We start from the raw sequence: 23,742 nt of genomic DNA, 5'->3' as shown, positions 1-23,742 counted from the left end.
CACAAAATCAAAATGAAATGTTTTAAGGCAATAAAAAAACGCCAATATAAATTGGCGTTTTTTAACAAGATAAAATAAACCTAAATAAAGGTTACAATCTAAATTGGTCTACAGACTGGCGTAACTCTTCTGCCAGTTTAGCCACTTCTTGAGAAGATAGTTCCGTTTGTTCAGCACCTAATGCAGTTTGTTCTGCAATAGTTACAATCGACTCTAAACGTTCACTTATCTCTGAGCTTACTTGATTTTGTTCTCTTGCTGCAGATACGATTTGTTCACTCATATCATTAGCTTGATGTACTGAATCGGTAATCCCATCTAAAGCAACCGTTGCTTGCTCTGATTGTTCAACACATCTTTCAGCTTGCTCTTTACTGTTGTTCATAACGGCAACCGCTGATGTTGAACCATTTTGTAATTGTTCAATCATGCTTTGAATTTCTTCAGTAGACTGCTGCGTTTTACTTGCTAGAGTACGAACTTCATCGGCAACAACGGCAAAACCTCGACCATGCTCACCAGCTCGTGCAGCTTCAATAGCGGCATTTAATGCTAATAAGTTAGTTTGGTCAGCTACGCCACGAATAACGTCTAGTATTCCGCCTATAGCGGCACTGTGTTGATTTACTTCGTTTATTACACCAGATGCTTGTTCAATCTCACTCGCTAAGCGCAGGATTGTTTCTTTATTGGTATTTGAAATCAGTTTAACTTTTTCAGCTTCTTCATCTGCATGTTTTATGTCAGATAAAGCTTCGTTTGCTCTTTCCATTACTGACTCAGAGGTACTGGCCATTTCTGAAGTCGCTGTTGCTGCTTGCTCAACTTGTGAACGTTGATCGTTTATCGCAATAGTCGATTCTTTAACGACCATAGAGGTTTCTTCTGCAGCGGTAGCTAATTGATTTGAGCGGTTAACGATACCGTTAATTAGGTTACGCAGATTTTCAATTAATAAGTTACAATTTTTAGCTAAAATGCCAAACTCATCTGTACCTGAATCATCTAACTTAGTCGTTAAATCACCAGTAGATACTATAGTTAGTACACGATTCACTTCAGCTAGAGGGCGAGTAACTCGAATAACCGTAATAAATGCGATAAATACAGATAAGATGATAGAGATCACCATAACAAACCAGTTGCTCATTACACCGTCACTAACGTCTTCACTTAGCTCCGTTTTCATAATAGCTAACTGTTCTTTAACCACTTTAGCTAAGCTCTCTAGCGCAGCTAAACCGTTACTAATCTCTAAATTGGTTTCTTCTAATAAGCGGTTTGTTGTTTCTCGTTGATTTATCCAGTCTACTTTTAGTTTTTGTATTGAGACTTCATTGGTTAACAGGTCGTTTAGAATGCCAACCTGTTCTACAACATCATCAAAGCCTTCAACATCTGAATTGCCAACTACAGTGATTAGTTCTGCCAGAGACTCATTGATACTGTCTTGGGTATAAGCTAATTCTTTAATGATGACTGCAACGGTTAATTTCTTATTTTCTTTTTTAATATCAGTAACGGCACTGATAACACTAACCATGCTGCTTTCTATTTTTGCGGCTAATTCTCGTGCAGCAGGTTTTGTGACGCTCAAATTATTTAAATCAATAAAATCTAATAAGTAAACTGATGCATCATCAGCAGCCATTTCAGTATCATCAAATGTAGTGGCAATCGCGTCTGCTAGTTTTAGCGTTCTTTCTTTAGAGTGAGATAACAAGTCAGCTTTTTCTTTAAATGCGTCGTAGCTGTTCTTTACTCTAGGTAAAGCTTGAAGAAGCAGTTCGTCCTGGGAAACGATTTCAGTTAAAAGAGCAAAGTCGGTATCAAACTCGGATGATTGAGTTTCAAATTTAGCAATTGACTCTTCTATAATTTGAAAGTCGGTTGCATAGTATTCTAATAATGCCGTTTTACTCATTTGCAGGAAGTTTTGTTGAAGTTTAGCGCTGGCATCCAATGCTGGAACAGAAACTTGATTAACTTGAGTTGTTGACTCGGATATCCCGTTTAAAACAGAGACTGAGTTAATGCCAAGGAATAACAACAAGGTGGACGTGATTGCAAATCCGCCAATTACTCTCATAGCAATGGTTAAGTTCATACTAGCTCCAATATTTTGAAAACATTATAAGTTTTTTTATTTCTCTAAAAGCTATCGGCAATAACTTAAATTAATTTAGCGATAATTGTAAATTCTATCATGTAATTACGCTTTTGTGGTTAGACAACTGGCTTTTGTGGACAGACAACCAAGTTTTGTGGGTAGATGACGAAACTTGTTAGACTAATAATGGTTCATTATTTATCAATTGCTCGAATTTTTATATAACTATCCTTTTTTAATTCATAGATAGTTAAATATTGCCCCCAAACATAACCCGTATCTAACGCAAGAATGTTTTTATTTTTGGTTTCACCCATTAATGAAGCCCAATGGCCAAATATCCATTTGTTTTGTATAAATCTTTGCTTATCGTATTCAAACCAAGGTTGGAGGTTTTTGTCGGCTAAATCCTGCGGTGCACACTTGCTGTCGAATTCTAACTCACCATCCAATGAACAGTAACGCATTCTGGTTAATGCATTTATTGCGTATTTTATTTTGTCGAGTTCAGATAAGTCTTGATGCCATTTGGTCGGCTTTTTTCCATACATAGAAGGCAGGAAGTCGGTGTAGTCTTTTGCCATTAAAATGGATTGTACTTGTTCAGACCAATATACAGCGTCTTCTGCTTGCCAGTGCGGAGCTAAGCCTGCGTGACTCATAAATCCCGAGTTATCGGGTAAAGCTAACACCAAAGGCTGTAACCTAAGCCAATCAATATAACGAGTTAGTTTAGGGCTTTGTAATAGGGGAGTTAATAAATCTTTTGGGTTTTCTTTTTTTATTTTATTGGCAACAGATAAAAAGTGTAAGTCATGGTTGCCGAGTACTGTTTTTACAGAATCTTGATTTTTATATAAAAATTCAAGTGTTTGCAATGATTGCTCACCACGAGCAATCAGGTCGCCAGTTAACCAAAGGGTGTCTTTGCTAGAGTTGAACTCTACTTCAGCTAACGCTTGCTGCAGACCATCAAAACAACCTTGTAAATCGCCAACAAAATAATCTGCCATTTAGCTTCGTAGTCCAGTTAACTTAGTGGACTATGTTCGGAACACAAAGGCGAAACACAGGGATAGAGGCTTTATGCTTGTTTTGAGCATTGTCTAACATTTCATAATATCCTTCCATTGTGCCAACCGGTGTTTCAATAATACAACCACTTGTATAAGTGTAACTTTGACCTGGTTTAATAACTGGTTGCTCACCTACAACTCCAGCACCTTGAACTTCAATTTTTTTACCATTGGCATCAGTGATCAACCAATACCGATTAAGTAATTTTGAGTCGCTGTCGCCGTCATTGGCAATGGTGACAGTATATGCAAATACAAACCGATGATTTTCTTCATCGGATTGTTCTTCAATATGCTTAGTTTGAACGCTAATATTAATCGTCATTATTGCTCTGTTCTTCTTTATTTTTATCTAGCCATTGAGCAATTTCTATAAACTGATTTAATGTCAGGTTTTCAGCGCGTAAATTAGCATCAACGCCTAATTCAGCTAATACATCCTGGCTCACTATGTTGCTTAAACTATTACGTAATGTTTTTCTACGTTGGTTAAAAGCTTCCAAACAGACGGTATTAAGCGTCGCCGGGTTAACTTGATTGCGTTCAGCATGTGGTTTTGGTATTAAACGTATTACCGCTGAATCAACCTTCGGTGGTGGCACAAATGCACTTGGCGGTACGTCAGCCACTGGAATTGTTTTACAGTAATACTGCGTCATCACACTAAGGCGGCCAAATGCTTTACAATTTGGCGCTGCACACATACGATTAACCACTTCTTTTTGTAACATAAAATGCATGTTTTCAATGCAGTCTAGGTAGTTATAAAGATGGAATAACAATGGCGTTGAAATGTTATATGGTAAGTTACCAAATATCTTAAACTTCTCACCCGGTTTTATTATTTCACTAAAATCAAACTGTAATGCATCACCTTGATATATGTTTAATTTACTACCGTAAAAAGGGTGTGTTTTAAGTCTGTCAGCTAGATCTCTGTCGAGTTCAACCACATTTAGTTTGTCAGTTAATTCTGCAACAGGTTCTGTAATAGCCCCTAAGCCTGGACCGATTTCTAAAAGGTTATCACCAACTTTAGGTGAAATCGCGCGAACGATTCGGTCAATAATATCTGGATCATTTAAAAAGTTTTGGCCAAAACGTTTTTTAGCTTTATGTCCTTGATGGATCCCCTTTTTTGCATTGGTGACTTTTTTTGATGGTCTATGTTTGCTCATTTAGGGGCTCTCGTTAATTTTTCTTTTGCCATTTTAATAGCATGGGTAATGGCAACTTTCATACTGCCAATATCTGCGTTACCGGTTCCTGCTAAATCTAGCGCGGTACCATGATCAACAGACGTTCTTATATAAGGTAAGCCTAAAGTGATGTTAACGGCATTACCAAAACCTTTATATTTTAATACCGGTAAACCTTGATCGTGATACATAGCTAATACGGCATCAGCATCTTGTAAATACTTTTCCTGGAATAAAGTGTCGGCAGGTAAGGGGCCAATTAAATTAATCCCTTCAGCTCTTAATACATCTAAAGTAGGCTCTATAACTTCTATTTCTTCACGGCCTAAATGTCCACCTTCACCAGCATGTGGATTTAATCCACAAACAAAGATAGCTGGATTTTTAATACCAAACTTCACTTGTAATTCACTATGTAAAATACTGATCACCTTGTGTAAACGTTCAGGTGTTATGGCTTTTGATACATATTGTAAAGGAATGTGAGTAGTCACTAATGCCACTCTTAGACCATCAGTGGCTAATAACATAACCACATCAGAGGTATTTGAATGTCCTGCAAAAAACTCAGTATGGCCACTAAAAGGAATACCCGCTTGATTGATAATTCCTTTTTGTACCGGGCCTGTAACAATAGCGTCGTAGACATCGTCTAAGTTACCTTGGCTGGCAACGGTTAAAGTCTCCACTACATATCGACCATTAGCTTCATTCAATTGACCGGCTTTAGCAGGCTCAGCCATTGATACATCAATAATGAAGAGTTGCCCAGGCACATGCTGAACTGACGGTTTAGTGTCGTCAAAATCAACTAAAATTAATGGCAAGTTTAATGTTTTAGCTCGGTCTAACATCATGCTTTTGTCGGCAATAATGATAAGCTGAGCATCCCATTCTAGTTGAGCAACTTGTATTGTGATATCTGGGCCAATACCGCCTGGTTCACCCGGAGTTATTGCTATTTTACTAAGCATATTATTCAGCAATTACCTCAATATAAGCTTGGTCACGGATTTCTCTTAACCAATTTTCAGTTTCTTCAGCAAATTTACGTTTATATAAAATTTGATACGCTTGATCTTGTTTGCTCTTCTCTGTTGCATCAGCGGTTCTTTCTTCCATTAGTTGCACAACGTGCCAACCAAATTGAGAGCGAAATGGTTTACTGTATTCACCAACTTTTAAATCAGCTAATTGTTCTTTAAATTTCGGTGCGTAAATATCAGGATTTGCCCAACCTAATTCACCATTTTTTAATGCAGACCCTGGATCTTCAGAATGTTTCTTGGCTAACTTGCCAAAATCGGCCGACCCATCGGCTACTTCTGCTAAGAATTTATTTAGCATACTTTTTGCTTTTTCTTCACTTAAAATAATAGATGGTTTAATTAAGATATGACGAGCTAATACTTCTTTAACTTCAACCGTTTGACGACCTCTAACATCTAATACTTTTACTATGTGAAAACCCGCGCCTGAACGAAGAGGTCCAATTAACGAGCCTGCTTTTTTACCGCGTACGCTTTCTGAAAATAGTGAAGGCATTTCGTTAATACCCATATAACCCCAATCACCGCCTTCCAATGCTTTTGCACCAGAGGATGATGCTATTGCGATTTTTTTGAAGTCACTGCCGTCTTTCAGTAATTTAACTACTTTATCAGCTATATCTTTTTTTGCATCGACTTCAGATTGCGCTGCTTTATTTGGCACTGACACTAATATATGACCGATTTGATACTCTTCTTTACTAGAGTTTTCGTCCATTAGGGTAATAAGTGTATTTATTTCTTGTAGCGAGATATTAACACGTCTATGTACATTTCCACGGCGCACTTCATTAAGAGCGACTTCTTCTCTTAGTTTCTCTCTATAACGTTCATAACTTTCACCACTTTTTACTACCTCTAAGCGAACTTGTTCAACTGACATGTTTTGACCTTGAGCTATATTTTGTAATACAGAATCAAGGTGAGCATCACTTATTTGTATCCCCATATTATCTGCCATTTGAACTTGAACACTGTTTATAATTAAACGGTCAATAGCTTGTGCTCGAAGCGCTTTATCAGAAGGAAGGGATTGATTATTTTGTGAAGCCGATTTTTTAACTTCAGAGATAATTGCCTGGATTTCACTCTCTAATATAACGCCGTCATTGACAATTACAGTAACATGGTCAATTTCTTTTGGTTCAGCTTGTATTGCGGCTGAGACAAACAGACTACACAATAAAGTTAAACTTATAATTGATTTGTTTATCATTATTCTTCTCTTTTATTTTTTAATTTGTAATTAAATAAGGTCGACGGTAAGCAAAAATACTTTCTGAGAATAAATTTGCAATGCTTGACGATAAATCGCCACCTAATCCACTAATTTTAAAATTGAAACTAATACCATTGTCATATTCGACATCAACATTAGAATCGATTTGGGCGTCATTTAAATCGACGACAATCTGTCGTTTGGCAGCTAATTGTATACTCCAACAACAAGAACGGTATTCAAAGCCAATTAATGCATCCATATTGACATTAGATTCTAAGTCCTGGTGGTAACTTGCTGCAACTGCCCATGTTGGATTAATCTGATAACTGGCAAAAATACCGGCCTGATTTATTTTTATGCCAGCAACATCAGTCGCATATCTATGGTTAAATTGAAAGTTCTTATCTTTTGCTAACCAATAATCCAGTGACACAAAGCCAGTTTCAACTTCTTTAGATTCTTGGTTGTATAAGATACCACCATCTAATTGCCAATTGTCAGTAAGTTGTCCAAACCATTCAAGGGCAACCGCTTGCTTTGAGTTCACTAACTCATCATTAGTTCCACTGACATCATTATTTAATTTATATATTTTACCAAGACCAAATCGAAATAACTCTTTATTAACGTTATTGTATATGCTGGTACTGAATCCGATGGTTATTTGGTTTGCGGCTGAAATATTATCGATGCCTGAATAGTTATTATCCCTGAATAAAGAGAAATAATCTTCTTTTAATAACTGCGAGTCATATAAGCCAATACCTGATTGATCAACATCTTCTACATATAAGTATTGAATTTTAGGCTCTAAAGTTTGACGTACATCTTGTTTAAAATACGTGGTTTGTTTTTCAAATGTTAAGCCTGCCAGGATACGTGCTTTTGCTAAATTTCGACTTATTTCTTGTTCTTCATCTAGAATTCTATTTTTTTGATTGTAATAAGTAGATAGGTAGCTGGTACTAGCTAATAGCTGAAATGCCGGAGTATTTAATTGGTATGTAAGTTCTGGCGCAAAGTGAAGTCGCTGAACTTCATTTACATCTTTGTACTCATTTTGAAATAAACTATATTGGCTATTAACTAAAAACTGTAGAGAGTCGCCGACTGAATTCGCGTTCCAGTCAATTGTCATTTGAATTGGCAAGTCGTATGAAGGTGTGTGTGGGCCAAGTTCATACATATTCTGTGACAACCAAGAAATATCTATATCCTCACCATAATAAGTGAGCATGGCGAAGTTATTTAAATTGGTATCAGATTGATGATGATAATCACTACTGAAATCACTGATGTAATTGTCATCACTCAAATCTGTCCACTGTAATTGAACATTCCATCTTTCTTGCCAATTGGACTCATGCTGCCAATAAGCTAAATGTCTCTCGCCCAACTCAACATCATCTTTATCTTCATTTAAATACTCCATTTGTAAAATATTGGCAGAGTTTTGCGATAAATGACGGAAGTTGGATTGTAATAATAACCCACGCTCAGACATATATTTAGGTGTTAGAGTAAAGTCGTAGTTTTCAGCTAAATTGAAATAAATAGGTTGCGCTATATAAGTTCCATAACGTGTGGAGTTACCTAGCTCTGGAAATAATAAACCGCTCTTTCTTTTATCTGATATAGGAAAGGTGACATATGGCACATAAATAACGGGGATGTCAGCAATTTTAAATACTGTATTCCAAGCTTCGCCCCATCCTTTATCTTGATCTATTTGAATACGGTCAGCTGAAAATAACCAGCTTGGGTCATCTCCAGGGCAAGTGGTGAAGGTTGCGCCTTCTAGTTTGAGCTTATTGCTATTTGTAACTGAAAATACTTCCGCTTCACCTCTACCTGCATTGAAACCAAATTGATATTTAGTTCCTAACAGCTCTAGGTCTTGGTTTGCTTCGTCTAAAAAAACAGATAAACCGGACACTTTGGCTGCATCCGATATTAATTCTATATTACCAGTGGCTGAAAATTGACTGGAGACTTCATCATAAATAGCATTATCAGCTTTAATGGTTTGATTTTGTTGAAAAATGGTGACATTACCATTAAATTCGGTGTATTTTCCTTGCAGTAAATCGGCACTTTCACTGGTGACTATCACTTCATCGGGTTTATAAGTGAAATTATTAAAGTCTGAATTTCTTTCCGATTTTAATGACGGTGCTGCACAGGCAGGCTCAGCCTTAGCCGCAGAACTTAAAAATAAAAATGAGGCTGCAGCAAAACTAGAATAGCGAATAACAAAGGTTAGTCTGGGCAATATTTTTGCTAAAAGGGTAGACGACAATTTAACCTCTAAAATTTAAAGATAAGAAATAAAGAAAGGATGATAATGATATACGATATCCCCAACCTTGGAATTCTATATGATTTTTTTGCGCTATACTACGCGCGCTCTACAATTTAATGATTTTTAAGGTGTATTTTTTAACCTTTTCTACCAGCGCAAATTGAAAATTGCGAATTTGAACCCATATTCACTTATGTGATTATTTTAAAGTAAACAAAGAGAGTTGTTTTGACTGGGAAAATAGCAGGGGCATTTTTTGGTTTCTTATTATTAAGAAACATCATAGGAGCGCTAATTGGTTTATATATTGGCCATTTGTTTGATACGGCAATAAAGCGCCTGACCAACAAACAAAATGTACAAGAATGGTTAACGAGCGACGACTCTAAGCAAGCAATATTTTTCTACACTACTTTTTCTGTTATGGGACACGTAGCCAAAGCCAGTGGTAATGTTACGGCTGAAGATATTCAAACCGCGAATGAGTTTATGACTCAAATGCATTTATCTGGTGAACAAGTTAATGAAGCAAAAGAGGCGTTTAATGAAGGGAAGTCCTTAGGCTTTCCAATTAAGAAAAAAATTAATTTGTTTAAACAGTACTTTGGTAAACGCCAAGATTTATGTCAGTTTTTTATTGAGATTCAAATTCAAACGGCTTATTCAGATTCAATATTAGAGCCTGCTGAATATGAACTCTTGCTTAACATTGCAAACCAACTAGGTTTTACCAAACGACATTTAGGGCAATTGATTGTAATTTGGGAAGCTGAGCTTAGATTTCAAAATTATAAAAGAGATCAACAGCAAAAAAATAGACGTTACGAGCGTCGCCGTACTGGCAGTAATAATAACCAAAGTCAACAACAAGGCCGTCAGCAAAATCATCATCACTCGGCTTCAGAGTCACCAAGCATATTAGATGCTTATGCCTTGTTGGGTATAACCGATAAAGAATCAGTACAAGAGATTAAGCGGGCTTATAAACGTTTAATGTCGAAAAACCATCCAGATAAATTAGTATCCAAAGGCTTACCACCAGAAATGATGGAAGTGGCAAAACAGAAAACTCAAGATATACAATCTGCTTACGAACTCATTAAAAAAGAACGAGGTTTTTAACCGCTTACATGCCAACAGCAGTGAGAAACCCGTAAATTTCTTTAACGGTACGCATGTTGTTATTACCAAAGGCGATATGACTATTAAGTTTTCGTTGTCGGTAATCGGTCTTGTAGTGTTTTCTTGCAAGCTTTCTTCGATATTGAATTGAGCTTGAAACCCATCGATTATCTATTTGTTTAAATAACTCCAACACAGGAAATTCAGTTTCACTTAATTGCTGAGCAAACTGATCGTTTAAATCTTGTTGTGGCATATGTGCACTTAACATGATCAGTGCATCTGGCTGCATTAATTTCTGTTGTTGAAATAAACTCGTTAGCCAAGCACAACTTTTGCCCTGACAAATGAAAATAAAGTAGCCTGGAAATTGTTCGGCATATTGCCAGGCCGACTCAACTCGTTTTAGAATTTGCTCTTCAATTTCTGCATTTGTTTTGCTGGAGAAAATATCGTCTTGATGATACGCCTTTAACCTAAGGTTAGGTTCTCTAACTGTTTCACTATCATTCTCTGAACTAGAGTTTGATCCTGTGTTTGATTGAAGGCTTGAATCTGCCTCTTGCTGTTGGTCGTTTTCAGACGCACTTGATGCACTTTGATTATCTGTTTTCTGTACATTATTAAAACTCCCATTTGTTTGCTCTATATTTGGCATTGTAAGTAACAAACTGCGCCAACCGTATTCCGTTAAGTTGTCATACAACATCTTTATTGCAGGCTGTTGAATAATGGATTGATTAATTTCAGGTACGATAAAAGCTATTCCTCGAGGAAAGCCGGTTGTTTCTTCTTTCATTAAGGTTAAATATTCTGACTCATCTAACGTTAATACATTGATCTCTCTGTCTTGCACATAATGTTTAATGTCAATTGCTTGTAGCTCAGATAAATCGATAGGTGGTGTATGGTCCACCGATGCGGCAAAAGTAGCAGTGTTACTTAAACTGATCATCAATAGCAAAATATGATGTTTCATATAAAACTCTGGTGGATTAAAAGGAATATCTTTATTATCGGCAAGTATTGATATAACTGAAACAAATAGACCGCTTATTTAATAGTTATAAGCGTAAACTTAGGTATTGAATGTAATTTTATGAAAACACCAGACAACACTCACTTTGATCATAAAAAGCCTCAAAAAATTGGCGTATTGTTAGTTAATCTAGGCACTCCGACTGAACCAACCGCTTCAGCTGTAAGGGTATATTTGAAAGAGTTCTTGTCGGACTCTCGCGTAGTAGAAATACCTAAAATAATTTGGTGGTTTATTTTAAATTTAATTATTTTACCGTTTCGCAGTAAACGCTCAGCAGCGGCTTATCAATCTATTTGGCAAAAAGAGGGCTCACCATTATTAATCAATACCAAAAATTTAGCTGAGAAAGTAGGGCTGAAACTAGCTGTTGATCATGAAAATATTATGGTCGATTACGCTATGCGTTATGGTAGCGATAACATAGCTAAAAAACTGAAAGCCTTTGAACAACAAGGACTAAGTAAGTTATTAGTCATTCCTTTGTATCCACAATACTCTGCTACTACCACAGCATCTATTTTTGATGTGGTTGGTGATTATTATCAACAACAACGTCGTATACCTGATATTCGTTTCATCAGTCACTATCATGACAATGAAGATTACGTTAAAGCCTTAGTGAATAAAGTTAAAGATCATTGGTATATGCATGGAAAAGCTGAAAAATTAATGCTGTCGTTTCATGGTATACCTCAAAGAAACTGGGATAAAGGTGACCCTTATGCTTGTGAATGTTTTAAAACGTCACGCTTAGTTGCCGAGCAGTTAGAGTTATCTCAAGATCAGATTGTAACTACGTTTCAATCTCGCTTTGGTAAAGCTCAGTGGATCCAACCTTACACTGAGGGAACACTAAAGGCATTAGCGGCACAAGGGACTAAATCGATTCAAGTTGTTTGTCCTGGTTTTGCTGTTGATTGTTTGGAAACGTTAGAAGAAATTGCAGAAGAAAATAAAGAATACTTTATTGAAGCCGGTGGTGAAAAATTTGAATACATTACGTGTTTAAATGATGATGACAGTCATGTCGATATGATGTCTCAGTTGATTTTAGACAATACCAAAGGTTGGTAAGTTTACATTCTTCATCTATCAAAAAATGAATTGTAGACGTCTAGATGTTTATAAGTCTTTATGCTACATTCTTTTTTTAATTTTATTCTTTTGGAGCTTTAGCTAATGCTTGAGTCAAGTCACCCTAAGTCATCCGGGTTAGCTATTGCGCCTTTGCTGCTATTCGTTTTTATATTTTTAGGCACGGGTATCTGGCTACATTTACAAGGCGTAGATTTTGCGTTCTATCAGTTACCCGCACCTGTTGCTATTATTCCAGCCATAATTTTAGCTCTAATGTTAGACAAACATCTGGCTAGCAATCCTATTACATTAGATAACAGCTTAACCACGCTTATTCAGGGCATGGGGAATGATAAAGTCATTACCATGTGCCTAATATACTTATTAGCTGGAGCATTCTCTTCTGTAGCTCAAGCTACAGGTGGTGTTGATGTTATGGTTAATGTTGGATTGCAATTTGTACCAGCTCCTTTGGTTATTGCTGGTTTGTTTTTAGTTTCGGCTGTAGTTGCTACAGCAATGGGCACATCAATGGGCACTATTGGGGCAATCGCACCTATCGCCGTGGGTATTGTCGGAAACGTGGATATTGATCCGGCCGTTATTGCAGGAGCCGTTGTTGGTGGTGCAATATTTGGCGATAACTTAAGTTTGATTTCAGATACCACTATTGCTTCGACTAAAACTCAAGGTGCTGAGTTAAAAGATAAATTCTATGAAAACTTAATCTTTGCTATACCGGCTGCGCTTATCTGTGTGGCGGTATATGCGTATATTGGATTTAATAATCCTGCACAAGTAAATGCGACAGAAGTGAACAACATCTGGCTTGGCTTACCTTACTTACTCGTTATCATTCTTGCGATTATGGGGATGAATGTTTTTCTGGTTTTATTACTCGGTATTTTACTTTCAGCGGTTACAGGCGCATTGCTTGGTGATTACCAAATATCACTAATAGGGAAAGATATTTATACGGGCTTTAGTAATATGCAGGAAATTTTTCTACTAAGCATGCTCATTGGTGGCTTAAGTGAGCTAATGAAGCGACAGGGCGGTTTGGGTTATCTTGTTGATAAAATTAATGCGATTGTACATTTCTTTAGTAAAACGCCGTCATCAGCCACTAATCAAATCGCGATTGCTAGTTTAGCCTTTACCACTAACTTAGCGGTAGCCAATAATACAGTTGCTATCATAGTGACGGGAGATACGGCAAAAGAGCTAGCTGAAGAAGGACATATTAGTCCAAAGCGCAGCGCAAGTTTATTGGATGTATTTAGCTGTATTGCCCAAGGATTAGTACCATACGGAGCTCAAGCTCTGCTAGTGGCCGCGACATTTAGTATTTCGCCGTTAGAAGTGGTGATGAATGTTTGGTACTGCATGATTTTAGCCGTTGTTTCTATTGGAGTTGTGGCATTTAGGCATAGTCGTAAAGAAAATAATAATGCAGAAGAGATATAAAAGTTCATATAAAGTGATGTAGATGAAATATGATCTTATAAAAAACACTCATAAAAAAGCCGCTAATTAGCGGCTTTTTTGTTTATGGCGATTAACCATCTCATTTATTTAAATACTTATTTATTAAGCACTTTAGCTAATGACTCTGCAAGATAATCTGCGTTACTGTCATTCACACCAGCAATACTCACTCGACTAGAGCCTACAATGTAGATGCTGTAATCATTCTTTAGTGTGGTGATATATTCTTTATCTATTCCCAAAAATGAAAACATACCATTTTGATTGGCAATAAAATCAAAATTACCAGGTACGTTCTTTTCTTTAAATTTATTCACAACAAAGCTACGTAGGCCATTAATACGAGTACGCATTTCATCTAACTCTGTGTGCCATAAAGCGGTTAATTCTTTGCTGCTTAGGATCGTTGCAACTATGTCAGCGCCATGTGCTGGCGGCATAGAGTAGATAGCACGAACAACATTTAGAATCACACTAAAGGCAACTTCTGCTTTTGCAGAGCTTGTGCCCAATATGCTGATAGCACCAACACGATCTCGATATAAACCAAAGTTTTTTGAACAAGAAGAACAAACTATCATTTCATCAACTTGAGACGCTAATAAACGTAAACCGGCAGCATCTTCATTAAGTCCATGACCAAAACCTTGGTAAGCAGAGTCAACTAAAATAGTGAAGCCTTGTTTCTTAGCAATATCAGCAACGGTCTGCCATTGTTGTATATTTAAATCCATACCGCTTGGATTGTGACAACAAGCGTGTAGTAATACGATATCGCCACTTGGGACTTTATTTAACGCTTCAATCGTTTGGTCAAATTTAAGGCCCATAGTTTCAAAATCAAAGTATGGGAATTCTTCAACTTGCAGACCTGCTGCGTTAAAAATACTTATATGATTTGCCCATGTAGGGTTTGTTACCCAAATTTTAGCACTTGGGTTACAACGAGCAATAAACTCAGCTGCAACTCGTAATGCGCCAGTGCCACCAGGTGTTTGAGCTGTCTTTACGCGACCTGAATTTACCGCGTCACTTTCACCAAATAGTAAGTTAGTCATCAACTCATTAAATTTAACATCACCAGCCATACCTAAATAAGCTTTAGATTGTTCGTTGTTAAATCTGTACTCTTCCGCTTTTTTTACTGCCGCTAAAACTGGAGTATTACCTACTTCATTTTTATAAACTCCAACACTTAAATCGACTTTTTTAGGATTTGTATCGGCTTTATATTCCGTCATTAGGCCTAAGATCGGATCGGTAGGTACTGGCTGTAATTGATTAAACATGAGTTGTCTCTTCACTATTAGTGGGTTAATTTTTCAGATAGAAATTGGCAAGCGGCTTCAAATATTGCCTGCGTTTTTTCATCAAAACGGTCATTCTCAAAACATTCTGCGTCTATGATACCAAGTATTTCCTCTTGTGGATCAGAGCTTGTATTATTTTTATTAGAAATAATTGGCCAGCATAACTCACTTTTTACTTTGGGATCACAGGTATAATATTCTCCGCCAGCTTGGCGATATTGTTCCACATTGTTGATTGTGCGCTTTTCGCCATAAAGTCCAACATAAGAATTGTTACTTAAGGTTGAGAACTCTTCTGATAAAGGAAATTCTGCACGACTTGGAACGCCAAAATAACTCATTTTAGTGAGAATTGCGTCACCTTCATTATTGATTCTTTTTAAGTAAATACCAAACCAGTCAACATTAGTATTGTGTAATACCCAATCGGTTACATTCTGCAACATAGGTAATAGGGCTAATTGAGCCTGTGATAGCGTTTGCGATAAATTAAACGGAACGGGGTCTAGTTCACCAAATAGTGAACAAGTGCCACCTTCGCCTAATACAGGAACAGAGAACTCTAACCTAAGCTCAGGTTGCTTTTGTAAGCACCAGTCGGTTAATTCATTATAAAGTGATTCGGATAATTTCAATTTAACACCTTTAGCCATCTAAACGTCCCTAATGCTATTGTTATTAAATACAGATGTAAATACTTTATTTTGATTTTACTGAAATAAAAGTACAACCGACTAAAAGCCAAATGGTATTGGCTTTTTAGAAAGAAAAATCAACAGTGAAACGTGGCAATGAGGCTTAGGGAATATAACGTAGTAAATAGCTGTAGTTGCTGGTGATTTTGCTAACTTGTGTACGTAAGGAAGGTTGTACTGGTTAAAAAGTAGTTACTGAAAGACTAGCTAGGTTAAGCCTCGTTCAATTGATAACCTACTTTTACCTGATTACCAATATCATTATATTCAACAGAGGATGCAATTTCTTGCAATAGAACAAATCCTCTACCGTGGGCATCTTCATTATCTAGTTCTGATTTCTTTGCATCGACATTAAAGCCTTTGCCACTGTCAGTAACCGTGAAATAAAGTGAAGTCTGTTCAGGGACATAGTTAACGTCAATAATTATATGACCAGATGTTAATTCATTTAATAAACTGTCTCTTTGCATATAATAATCAAGAAAACCATCATCTGAGTCTTTGATGCTAGAGGACAACTCTAACAAACCATGCTCAAGTGCATTATTGTAAGCTTCTGATAGCAACAAATACAAAGTTGATCTGTGCTCTTTAGCGCCTTTTATTAATGTCACCATATCAATCACTTCTAATACAGGATCGGACGATCTAATTGCTTCTGCATCAACAGTTAATGAAAATGAGTGGGCTAACTTTGAGTAGCTATATTGGTTTTGATCTAAATTAGAATTAACTTCATCACAACGTAAAGACAATATTGAAATATCATCATCTTGTTCAACTCCGCCAGAGAAATAGTTTAATTCATCAATAATATTGGGGATTTCTTGATAATGAGGTTGTTTAACTAATTCAGTTAAACGTTCATAACCAAACATCTCACCATTTTCATCCATTATTTCTACTAAACCGTCAGTAAATACAATTAATTGTTCCTGTTTAGATACTGAGTAATTCATTGATGCAGCATCAAATTCGTCGGACTCTAATATTCCAAGCGCCATATGTTGCGATTCAATGGTTTTAAATTGATCATTTTGATTGTCAATTAAGTACATGTCAGGCGTACCACCTGTCCATACTGAAAGACTTTTACCCATATTATTTAGCTCAATAATACTGGCGGCACAAAACATATCATCAGGAAGTAGCTTTAATAAAATATCATTAATTTGTATCGCTATATCACCAACAGATAGACCTTTTTGCACCATAGAATAAAAGCTACTTGAAACCGGGAGGGTACCAACAGCTGCGGCAAGGCCGTGACCAGTAAAATCCCCCATCATAATGTAGAGGTTTCCTGTTGGGCCTAATTCTACCAACATAATGTCGCCATTAAACATAGACGCTGGAGATAGATGGAAATCTAACAAGTGCGGAACTTTGTAATTACCTTCAAATGCTCGCTGAAAAATATGCTCAACTATTTGATGTTCGCGTTCAGTTTTTAGACGGTAAAAGTCGAGTTCCTTTTTTTGCTCAAAGGCTTTTTGACTTAAATCTCTAATTCGAGCATGAGCTTTGATTTTGGCATGCAAAATAACTCGTTCAAAAGGCTTACTAAGAAAGTCATCACCGCCTACGTCTAAACAACGCGTTAGGCTATCTTGATCCTCTAAGGCAGTGATAAATATGATAGGCAGGTAGACTTCACCCGCGAGCTCTTTGAGCATAGGCGCTGTTTCATAGCCATCTAAATGAGGCATGACAACGTCTAGAAGAACCAGATCAGGTTTTTCTTTTTTGTATACATCAAGGGCTTCTAAGCCATTGTTGGCAAGCACAACGTCAAAGCCATCATGCTTTAACATATGCTGTAATAAATGCCGATTTAGTTCTAGGTCGTCAACGATTAGAACTTTAAATGTAGGTTTCAACGTTAATCGATATCAAACTTTTTATCAAAACGAGATATTTGCAGAATTTTTTTAATCTGAGGCTTACAGTTTGATATTTTAATATTGTTTACTCGGCCAGCTAATGTTTTTTGCATGTTGAGCAACATGCCTAATGCTGAGCTGTCCATGTATTCAGTTTCACGTAGATCAACAATAATAGTATCTATACTGCCTTCTATCGCGGAATAAGCACTTCTGAAGTCTTGTACAAAATTAAAGTCAAATTTACCTTTAACTTCTATTGTAACTGTTTGTCCGTCCGCAGACGTAGAGGTTTTTAAGCTCATTAAGTATCTCCTAGTTTATATTGAAAAATAAAATGTTTAGTACAAAATATTTCGTATTCAATTTATTATTCCAAGGAAAGGTTAATGCCCGATCGATGAAAAATCCAGTTTAATTATAGTTATTTAACAGATATTCTAGAAAAATGCATTACTGTTTGGTAAATTTGTGCCTTATTGATAGGAAATAAGAATTGAGTTATGTCTAATTGGCAAGATAAATTGAGTACATTAGTTTACTCTACCGATGGTGGGAAGATTGATAATAAACCTGAGGCCCCAACCACATTAGGCGAAGGGTTCAAAGACGGTGTTATCAAACTAACTCGTCAGACTAAAGGACGTAAAGGAAAGGGCGTTGTTATTATTGAAGGCATAGTTTTGCCTACAAATGAATTTAAACAAATGGCTCAAAAGATTAAAAAGAAATGCGGGACAGGCGGTGCGGTAAAAGAAAATACCATAGAAATCCAAGGTGATGATCGCGAAAAAGTGAAAAGTGTGCTTGAATCATTGGGATATGTTTGTAAATTAGCTGGCGGTTAGTTAGCTCATGAAAAGGAATGATTAGATGTCAGAATTGACTCCTGCGGATTTGTCTATTTTGTTAGTAGAGCCTTCCACAACGCAACAAAAAATTATTGTAAATCTTCTTAACACTGAAAACGTGACCAACATTAGGTTGGCTGATAATGTTGAGAGTGCAATTGCCGCTATTAAATTAAGCGCTCCCGATCTTGTTGCAAGTGCAATGCACTTTACCGATGGTACCGCATTAGATTTAGTTAAATCACTCAAAAATGATCCAATGACTGAAGACGTCCCATTTATGTTAGTGTCGAGCGAACATAGAAAGGAGCAGTTAGAAGAATTTAGGCAATCTGGTGTTGTCGCTATATTGCCTAAGCCTTTTACCCATAATCATTTAGCTAAAGCTATTAATTCTACATTGGCATTATTATCAGAAACTGAGCTTGAACTTGAATATTTCGATGTCACTTCAATTAGGGCGTTAGTGGTTGATGATAGTAAAATGGCTCGTAACTTTGTATCTCGTGTACTACGTAGTTTGGGAATTGAACGCTTAACTGAAGCTGCAGATGGCGCTGAGGCGATAGAGATCATAAAAGAGAATACATTTGATCTTGTGGTTACCGACTACAACATGCCAGAAGTTAACGGCAAAGAATTGACTGAATACATTCGTAATGAAAGTGAGCAATCTCATATTCCAGTATTAATGGTAAGTTCAGAGTCTAATGAAGCGCATTTATCTAACATTGAACAGTCAGGCGTTAATGCTATGTGTGATAAGCCATTTGAGCCTGAAAACGTAAGACGTATCTTATATCGTTTATTTGAAGGTGAAGATTAGTTTTCACACGCGTTAATTTAGTAATATCAACAGGAGCTTTTGCTCCTGTTTTTGTTTCTGAATAGTAATAAAGCCGCCAAATCTGGTTTTATCTATGTTAATATCGCGGCCTTATTTTATATCCCATCAAAATGAAGAGTGAGTATTTATGTCTCAGTTTACTACTGTTGAACAACAAGCTAGTTACGGTATTGGCCGTCAAATCGGCGATCAAGTAGCCAGCAACCCTTTCGAAGGTTTAGACGCAAACGCAGTTGCACAAGGTGTAATGGACGCGCTAAACGGTACTGAGTATGCAGTAGACGTTGAAGATCTACGTGCAGCATTTGGTGTTATCAACGAAAAAATGCAAGCTGAAGGTGCTGAAAAAGCAAAATTAGCATCTGCTGAAGGTCAAAAATTCTTAGATGAAAATGCAAAACGTGCTGAAGTAACAGTAACTGAGTCTGGTTTACAATACGAAGTATTAACAACTGGCGACGGCGAAAAACCAACAGCAGCGAGCACAGTAAAAACGCATTACCACGGTACATTAATCGACGGTACTGTTTTTGATAGCTCATATGACCGTGGTCAACCTGCAGAATTCCCAATCAGTGGCGTTATTGCTGGCTGGACTGAAGCTCTACAACTTATGACAGTTGGTTCAAAATGGCGTTTAGCTATTCCATATGAATTAGCATATGGCGAGCAAGGGGCTGGCGGCGCAATCGGTCCATTCCAAACATTAGTATTTGATGTTGAATTATTAGAAATTCTTTAGTTTTCAGTTATATTTAACTGATAATCAAAAAGGAGCTTAGGCTCCTTTTTTTGTGACTGATAAATAATGAACGCTAGTTCACTCAGATAGTAAAAACATGGTTTTCACAGTAAGTCAGTAATATATAGCAGCTAATTAAATCAAAAACCTTTTCCACCAAGGACTTGCTGTGTCAGATAACTCAAGTCCTAAATTCCCTGCGTTACTTTCTTGCATAGGGTCAAAGTCAGCTAAGGTAACAAAGCGAGTGGTTTGTGAGTTTGGCTTGTAATCGCCTGACAGTAAGTCAAATTGATACTCGCAGGCCCACTCTTGTGCATGGGTGATAACTTGTCTCAGTGAGTCCACAACATACTGTGCTTCGGCGTTTGTTGTTGTTGGGTGCAAAGACAATCTTACCCAACCCGGTTTATCGGTTAAGTCTCCGTTATCAATCTTATTCGTAATTGAGCCTGACATACCTTTGTCGACATTTAGTAATATATGTCCATATGTTCCAGCACAACTACAACCCCCACGTGATTGAATACCAAATTTATCATTGAGTAATCTGACGATTAAATTGTAATGTAAACTGGGCGCATAAAAAGACACTATGCATAAACGTTCTTTTATGTCTTTTTCTAGCACCTCAACACCAGGAATACTATTTATCCCTGACATCAATATATTGGTCAGTTCACTTTCTCTGCCTTGGATATTCTCGGTGCCCATCTTGTCTTTTAGTTTGATTGCTAAGCCAACTTTAATGGTTTGTAGAAAACCTGGTGTACCACCATCTTCACGAGTTTCTATATCATCAAAGAAGCCTTGCTCACCCCAAGGGTTAGTCCAACTTACTGTACCACCACCGGGCTGATCAGGGACTTTATTCACATATAAGGTTTTATCAAAAATCAAAACACCAGAGCTACCAGGGCCGCCTAAAAATTTATGTGGAGAAAAAAAGATCGCATCTAATTTTTTATCAGGATCGTCAGGGTGCATATCAATGTCGACATACGGCGCTGAGCAAGCAAAGTCGACAAAACAAATACCACCATGTTGATGCATTATTTTGGCTAACGCGTGATAGTCTGTTTTTATTCCAGTTACATTACTGCAAGCGGTAAAAGAGGCTATTTTCATTGGTCTAGTTGCATATTCGACTAAGCGCTGTTTTAAATTATCTTCACAAGGTTTGCCATTGAGGCCCTTGTTTATAACCACAACCGTAACATTACAAGCATTCCAAGTGGTTTGGTTTGAGTGATGCTCCATGTGAGTGATAAAAACCACAGGTTTAAGGTCTTCTGCTAAGTCGCATTGTTTATGGAATTGCTCAGGTACTCGTAATCCCAGCATGCGCTGTAATTTGTTAACTACGGTTGTCATACCTGAACCTGAGCAGATTAATGCGTCATTACTATCGGCATTGACGTGTTGCTTGATGATCTGTTGAGCATCATGATAGGCCTGCGTCATAGTGCTACCGGTTAGATTTGTTTCGGTATGAGTATTAGCGACATAAGGACCTAGCTGGTTTGTTAAAAAATCTTCAATAGGTTGGTATAAACGACCACTAGCAGTCCAATCGGCATAAATTATTTTTTGTGACACGCCATTAATAGAGTGGGATAAATCTTGGCCGATGATGTGTTTACGGAAAGTTGAAAAATAACGTTCTAACATGTTTATTACCTAAAGAATTCGATAGAGAGATTATGTCGATTTTTTAGGGAATTATTTTGCGTAATATAAATTAGATTTGATGTGGGTGAAAAATTTAACTACATATTATTAATTAAGTGGTTAAATTTTTCTTATTTTTATATCCAAATAGATTTAACAGTGGGTTAATGGGATTTCTGTCGAATATTTCATTTGTTCCATTGCAAAGCTTGAGCTTACATCAGAGAAACCGGCTTGGCTGATTAGTTTTTTGTAAAACTCATCGTAAGCGGCCATGTCAGGCACTAACACTTTTAACAAATAGTCTGTATCACCACTCATACGATAAAACTCAGTCACTTCAGGTGAGCCGCTGGCAAAATGATTAACAGAATCTACCCATTCAGGATTATGCTGATTAGTTTTTAAATTAACAAAGACAGTTAACCCGACATTTAGTTGTTTAGAGTCAAGTAAGGCAACACGCTTACGAATAACGCCGCTTTTTTCTAAATGCTGAATACGACGCCAGCAAGGGGTTTGGCTTAAACCAACATGCTCAGAAATCTCAGCTAACGAAAGAGAGCTGTCTTGTTGTAATAAAGATAAAATATGTTTATCAAAATTATCCATTGGATATTCCTAATTCATAACTGCGAATATATATCTAATAAAAGTTTTTAATTAGTAATATTTTCTAAATAGTGATGCTAGTGTAGAAGAACAAGCCACCAATGTTAATTAAAACATTGGTGGGCTGTTAATTAAAATGTAACGGAGGAGTTAAACGGTTTTCCACTTAATGGATTTGCTTAACTCTTTTGACCAATTTTTATTAGGATCATCTTTATGAGTAATAATTAATAACTGATTATTATTCACTGTAATTGACTCCCCATTATAATTTTGGTCAGAAAAGTGTTTCGTTTCCTCTAACCCAGACTCTTTAGGGATAAGAAACACAGTTACTGGATATTTATCACCTTGAATAACCATATGTAAACTTTTTATACGGGCAAAATAACAAGTGCCAGCAAATGATACCTGCGGGTAGTCGTTAATAAATTCAGCGCCATAACCCGATAACTTAGTATTAATTTGTTGAAGGGTATAATTGTTATCATCGTGTACATGTATTATTTCAGCTTCATTGTGAGCTAATGCATATTCACCGACCGTGTCAAAACTATTCCCTAAGCCCATTCTAGTGGAGACAACCCCAACACAAAATAAGATAGAGGCCGCAAGCGCTAAATATACTTTAGTACGCTTATTTGCGACTCTTTGAGGCGCCATTGACTGCGACAGTAATATTCTTTCTGCAAAATTGTCTGGAACTTTAATATTCAATGCATTATTTAGTTTTGCATCAAACTGTTTCATTTCACATTTGAATTTTGCTTTTGCCTTATCATCATTACAGGCATCAATAATATCTTGAGCGTTATCATGTGGATTGGCATAAATGCGTTTTCGAAAAGTTAAATCATCCATTTTCGATCCCCCTGTATTGTTCTTGTGGTTCTAATGCTTCTTTCAATTGATTTCGTGCTCTAAATAGTCGAGTCATAACCGTATTTTTATTTAATTCAAGAATGCCTGATATCTCTTCACCTGAAAAACCACCAATTACTTGTAACATCAGGGGCTCTCTATATTCAGGTTCAAGTTCGTTAATTTTGCGTCGTAGTAAATAATTTTCAACTTCTTGTTCCGACCCCACTGAAATGGTATCCGGCACATAAGAGTCTTCAATATCTACAAGGTCAAATTGCTTTCGTTCAAATCGACGAGCATTCTCTCTACGCAAAATAGTGATCAACCATGCCTTCGCCGCGCCTTGGTCTTTTAATGATTCTAAAGACCGCCAAGCTCGCAAAAAAGTTTCTTGCACTAAATCCTCTGCAATGTTCGGATCTCGGCACAGCCAAACTCCATAACGATATAAGTCATCGCTATATGCTCGAACTAATGCTTCATATTTTATTTGTTTTGTTTTCATGCTTAAAGAGACCCGAGCAGGTCGAAAAAAATTTCCCATAACTTAAATCAAACGTTAGATTAGACAGGTATC

Annotated in this window: 22 protein-coding genes; 6 read left to right on the top strand and 16 right to left on the bottom strand. The window is 36.9% G+C overall.

Translation table 11 applies throughout. The annotated features are described in order from the left end of the window. Positions 1-91: 91 nt before the first annotated feature. The 7 genes from BTO11_RS14960 to BTO11_RS14930 form a co-directional block, all read right to left on the bottom strand. Positions 92-2,107 carry a methyl-accepting chemotaxis protein gene (locus BTO11_RS14960; RefSeq protein ID WP_105053351.1) on the bottom strand — a complete coding sequence of 672 codons (2,016 nt, stop codon included), beginning with the start codon at positions 2,105-2,107 and terminating at the stop codon, positions 92-94. Positions 2,108-2,304: 197 nt separating this feature from the next. Continuing rightward, positions 2,305-3,123 (bottom strand): symmetrical bis(5'-nucleosyl)-tetraphosphatase, encoded by an 819-nt coding sequence (locus tag BTO11_RS14955; RefSeq protein WP_105053350.1) that lies wholly within the window; start codon positions 3,121-3,123, stop codon positions 2,305-2,307. 22 nt (positions 3,124-3,145) lie between these two features. Next, positions 3,146-3,511 carry a Co2+/Mg2+ efflux protein ApaG gene (apaG, locus tag BTO11_RS14950; protein ID WP_105053349.1) on the bottom strand — a complete coding sequence of 122 codons (366 nt, stop codon included), beginning with the start codon at positions 3,509-3,511 and terminating at the stop codon, positions 3,146-3,148. Beyond that, positions 3,501-4,364, bottom strand: coding sequence for a 16S rRNA (adenine(1518)-N(6)/adenine(1519)-N(6))-dimethyltransferase RsmA (rsmA, locus tag BTO11_RS14945; RefSeq protein ID WP_105053348.1), 864 nt, complete (start codon positions 4,362-4,364; stop codon positions 3,501-3,503). The genes apaG and rsmA overlap by 11 nt, the downstream gene beginning before the upstream one ends. Beyond that, positions 4,361-5,359: a 4-hydroxythreonine-4-phosphate dehydrogenase PdxA gene (pdxA, locus tag BTO11_RS14940; RefSeq protein ID WP_105053347.1), complete on the bottom strand. Its 999-nt coding sequence runs from the start codon at positions 5,357-5,359 to the stop codon at positions 4,361-4,363. Before pdxA ends, rsmA begins: the two co-directional genes overlap by 4 nt. A gap of 1 nt (position 5,360) precedes the next feature. Continuing rightward, the gene (surA, locus tag BTO11_RS14935; protein ID WP_105053346.1) at positions 5,361-6,650 is read right to left on the bottom strand and encodes a peptidylprolyl isomerase SurA; all 1,290 of its coding nucleotides are present in this window, start codon (positions 6,648-6,650) and stop codon (positions 5,361-5,363) included. A 19-nt stretch (positions 6,651-6,669) separates the two neighbouring features. Then, positions 6,670-8,928 carry an LPS-assembly protein LptD gene (locus BTO11_RS14930; RefSeq protein WP_146105497.1) on the bottom strand — a complete coding sequence of 753 codons (2,259 nt, stop codon included), beginning with the start codon at positions 8,926-8,928 and terminating at the stop codon, positions 6,670-6,672. Positions 8,929-9,186: 258 nt separating this feature from the next. Here BTO11_RS14930 and djlA point away from each other — a divergent pair, with 258 nt between their 5' ends. After that, entirely contained in the window at positions 9,187-10,080 is an 894-nt protein-coding gene (gene djlA / locus BTO11_RS14925) for a co-chaperone DjlA (RefSeq protein ID WP_229793276.1), read from the top strand. A gap of 4 nt (positions 10,081-10,084) precedes the next feature. Here the strand turns inward: djlA and BTO11_RS14920 are convergent, their stop codons facing one another. Beyond that, complete coding sequence (locus tag BTO11_RS14920; RefSeq protein WP_105053344.1) at positions 10,085-11,059, bottom strand: DUF3530 family protein; 975 nt, start codon at positions 11,057-11,059, stop codon at positions 10,085-10,087. A gap of 120 nt (positions 11,060-11,179) precedes the next feature. Here BTO11_RS14920 and hemH point away from each other — a divergent pair, with 120 nt between their 5' ends. Next, positions 11,180-12,196, top strand: a complete 1,017-nt coding sequence (gene hemH / locus BTO11_RS14915) for a ferrochelatase (RefSeq protein WP_105053343.1) — start codon at positions 11,180-11,182, stop codon at positions 12,194-12,196. Between the two features lie 105 nt (positions 12,197-12,301). Continuing rightward, positions 12,302-13,666, top strand: coding sequence for a Na+/H+ antiporter NhaC family protein (locus BTO11_RS14910; protein WP_105053342.1), 1,365 nt, complete (start codon positions 12,302-12,304; stop codon positions 13,664-13,666). A 116-nt stretch (positions 13,667-13,782) separates the two neighbouring features. Here BTO11_RS14910 and BTO11_RS14905 read toward each other — a convergent pair whose 3' ends face one another. The 4 genes from BTO11_RS14905 to BTO11_RS14890 form a co-directional block, all read right to left on the bottom strand. After that, positions 13,783-14,976: an amino acid aminotransferase gene (locus BTO11_RS14905; protein WP_105053341.1), complete on the bottom strand. Its 1,194-nt coding sequence runs from the start codon at positions 14,974-14,976 to the stop codon at positions 13,783-13,785. A 17-nt stretch (positions 14,977-14,993) separates the two neighbouring features. Next, positions 14,994-15,632 (bottom strand): GAF domain-containing protein, encoded by a 639-nt coding sequence (locus BTO11_RS14900; RefSeq protein ID WP_146105496.1) that lies wholly within the window; start codon positions 15,630-15,632, stop codon positions 14,994-14,996. 272 nt (positions 15,633-15,904) lie between these two features. Beyond that, positions 15,905-17,575: an ATP-binding SpoIIE family protein phosphatase gene (locus tag BTO11_RS14895; RefSeq protein WP_268245071.1), complete on the bottom strand. Its 1,671-nt coding sequence runs from the start codon at positions 17,573-17,575 to the stop codon at positions 15,905-15,907. 2 nt (positions 17,576-17,577) lie between these two features. After that, complete coding sequence (locus tag BTO11_RS14890; protein WP_105053339.1) at positions 17,578-17,883, bottom strand: STAS domain-containing protein; 306 nt, start codon at positions 17,881-17,883, stop codon at positions 17,578-17,580. A gap of 198 nt (positions 17,884-18,081) precedes the next feature. On the opposite strand from BTO11_RS14890, the gene BTO11_RS14885 reads away from it, so the two are divergent. The 3 genes from BTO11_RS14885 (at position 18,082) to bamJ (ending at position 20,018) form a co-directional block, all read left to right on the top strand. Further along, the gene (locus BTO11_RS14885; protein ID WP_105053338.1) at positions 18,082-18,426 is read left to right on the top strand and encodes an SUI1 family translation initiation factor; all 345 of its coding nucleotides are present in this window, start codon (positions 18,082-18,084) and stop codon (positions 18,424-18,426) included. Between the two features lie 25 nt (positions 18,427-18,451). After that, positions 18,452-19,255: a response regulator gene (locus tag BTO11_RS14880; protein WP_105053337.1), complete on the top strand. Its 804-nt coding sequence runs from the start codon at positions 18,452-18,454 to the stop codon at positions 19,253-19,255. A gap of 148 nt (positions 19,256-19,403) precedes the next feature. After that, complete coding sequence (gene bamJ / locus BTO11_RS14875; protein ID WP_105053336.1) at positions 19,404-20,018, top strand: BamJ family beta-barrel-assembly machinery protein; 615 nt, start codon at positions 19,404-19,406, stop codon at positions 20,016-20,018. Positions 20,019-20,153: 135 nt separating this feature from the next. On the opposite strand, the gene BTO11_RS14870 is transcribed toward bamJ, so the two are convergent. From BTO11_RS14870 to BTO11_RS14855, 4 genes are all read right to left on the bottom strand, one after another. Continuing rightward, positions 20,154-21,689, bottom strand: a complete 1,536-nt coding sequence (locus tag BTO11_RS14870; protein WP_181135928.1) for an aminotransferase class V-fold PLP-dependent enzyme — start codon at positions 21,687-21,689, stop codon at positions 20,154-20,156. Positions 21,690-21,842: 153 nt separating this feature from the next. Further along, positions 21,843-22,301, bottom strand: a complete 459-nt coding sequence (locus BTO11_RS14865) for an Lrp/AsnC family transcriptional regulator (RefSeq protein WP_105053334.1) — start codon at positions 22,299-22,301, stop codon at positions 21,843-21,845. A 150-nt stretch (positions 22,302-22,451) separates the two neighbouring features. Then, the gene (locus BTO11_RS14860) at positions 22,452-23,162 is read right to left on the bottom strand and encodes a DUF3379 family protein (RefSeq protein ID WP_105053333.1); all 711 of its coding nucleotides are present in this window, start codon (positions 23,160-23,162) and stop codon (positions 22,452-22,454) included. Beyond that, positions 23,155-23,670, bottom strand: coding sequence for a sigma-70 family RNA polymerase sigma factor (locus BTO11_RS14855; protein ID WP_244904495.1), 516 nt, complete (start codon positions 23,668-23,670; stop codon positions 23,155-23,157). Before BTO11_RS14855 ends, BTO11_RS14860 begins: the two co-directional genes overlap by 8 nt. Positions 23,671-23,742 lie beyond the last annotated feature (72 nt).

It is taken from the genome of Psychrosphaera saromensis, assembly GCF_002954545.1.
Lineage (GTDB): Bacteria > Pseudomonadota > Gammaproteobacteria > Enterobacterales > Alteromonadaceae > Psychrosphaera > Psychrosphaera saromensis.
This window is presented reverse-complemented; position numbering and strand designations above follow the sequence as displayed.

What these genes read in the sequence shown, in the direction of transcription:
- apaG (WP_105053349.1), bottom strand. Translation starts at nt 3,511, where the DNA reads ATGACGATTAATATTAGCGTTCAAACTAAGCATATTGAAGAACAATCC.
- rsmA (WP_105053348.1), bottom strand. Translation starts at nt 4,364, where the DNA reads ATGAGCAAACATAGACCATCAAAAAAAGTCACCAATGCAAAAAAGGGG.
- BTO11_RS14905 (WP_105053341.1), bottom strand. Translation starts at nt 14,976, where the DNA reads ATGTTTAATCAATTACAGCCAGTACCTACCGATCCGATCTTAGGCCTA.
- BTO11_RS14885 (WP_105053338.1), top strand. Translation starts at nt 18,082, where the DNA reads ATGTCTAATTGGCAAGATAAATTGAGTACATTAGTTTACTCTACCGAT.
- BTO11_RS14860 (WP_105053333.1), bottom strand. Translation starts at nt 23,162, where the DNA reads ATGGATGATTTAACTTTTCGAAAACGCATTTATGCCAATCCACATGAT.
- BTO11_RS14955 (WP_105053350.1), bottom strand. Translation starts at nt 3,123, where the DNA reads ATGGCAGATTATTTTGTTGGCGATTTACAAGGTTGTTTTGATGGTCTG.
- BTO11_RS14855 (WP_244904495.1), bottom strand. Translation starts at nt 23,670, where the DNA reads ATGAAAACAAAACAAATAAAATATGAAGCATTAGTTCGAGCATATAGC.
- BTO11_RS14960 (WP_105053351.1), bottom strand. Translation starts at nt 2,107, where the DNA reads ATGAACTTAACCATTGCTATGAGAGTAATTGGCGGATTTGCAATCACG.
- bamJ (WP_105053336.1), top strand. Translation starts at nt 19,404, where the DNA reads ATGTCTCAGTTTACTACTGTTGAACAACAAGCTAGTTACGGTATTGGC.
- BTO11_RS14890 (WP_105053339.1), bottom strand. Translation starts at nt 17,883, where the DNA reads ATGAGCTTAAAAACCTCTACGTCTGCGGACGGACAAACAGTTACAATA.
- hemH (WP_105053343.1), top strand. Translation starts at nt 11,180, where the DNA reads ATGAAAACACCAGACAACACTCACTTTGATCATAAAAAGCCTCAAAAA.
- surA (WP_105053346.1), bottom strand. Translation starts at nt 6,650, where the DNA reads ATGATAAACAAATCAATTATAAGTTTAACTTTATTGTGTAGTCTGTTT.
- BTO11_RS14865 (WP_105053334.1), bottom strand. Translation starts at nt 22,301, where the DNA reads ATGGATAATTTTGATAAACATATTTTATCTTTATTACAACAAGACAGC.
- BTO11_RS14920 (WP_105053344.1), bottom strand. Translation starts at nt 11,059, where the DNA reads ATGAAACATCATATTTTGCTATTGATGATCAGTTTAAGTAACACTGCT.
- BTO11_RS14910 (WP_105053342.1), top strand. Translation starts at nt 12,302, where the DNA reads ATGCTTGAGTCAAGTCACCCTAAGTCATCCGGGTTAGCTATTGCGCCT.
- pdxA (WP_105053347.1), bottom strand. Translation starts at nt 5,359, where the DNA reads ATGCTTAGTAAAATAGCAATAACTCCGGGTGAACCAGGCGGTATTGGC.
- BTO11_RS14880 (WP_105053337.1), top strand. Translation starts at nt 18,452, where the DNA reads ATGTCAGAATTGACTCCTGCGGATTTGTCTATTTTGTTAGTAGAGCCT.
- BTO11_RS14870 (WP_181135928.1), bottom strand. Translation starts at nt 21,689, where the DNA reads ATGTTAGAACGTTATTTTTCAACTTTCCGTAAACACATCATCGGCCAA.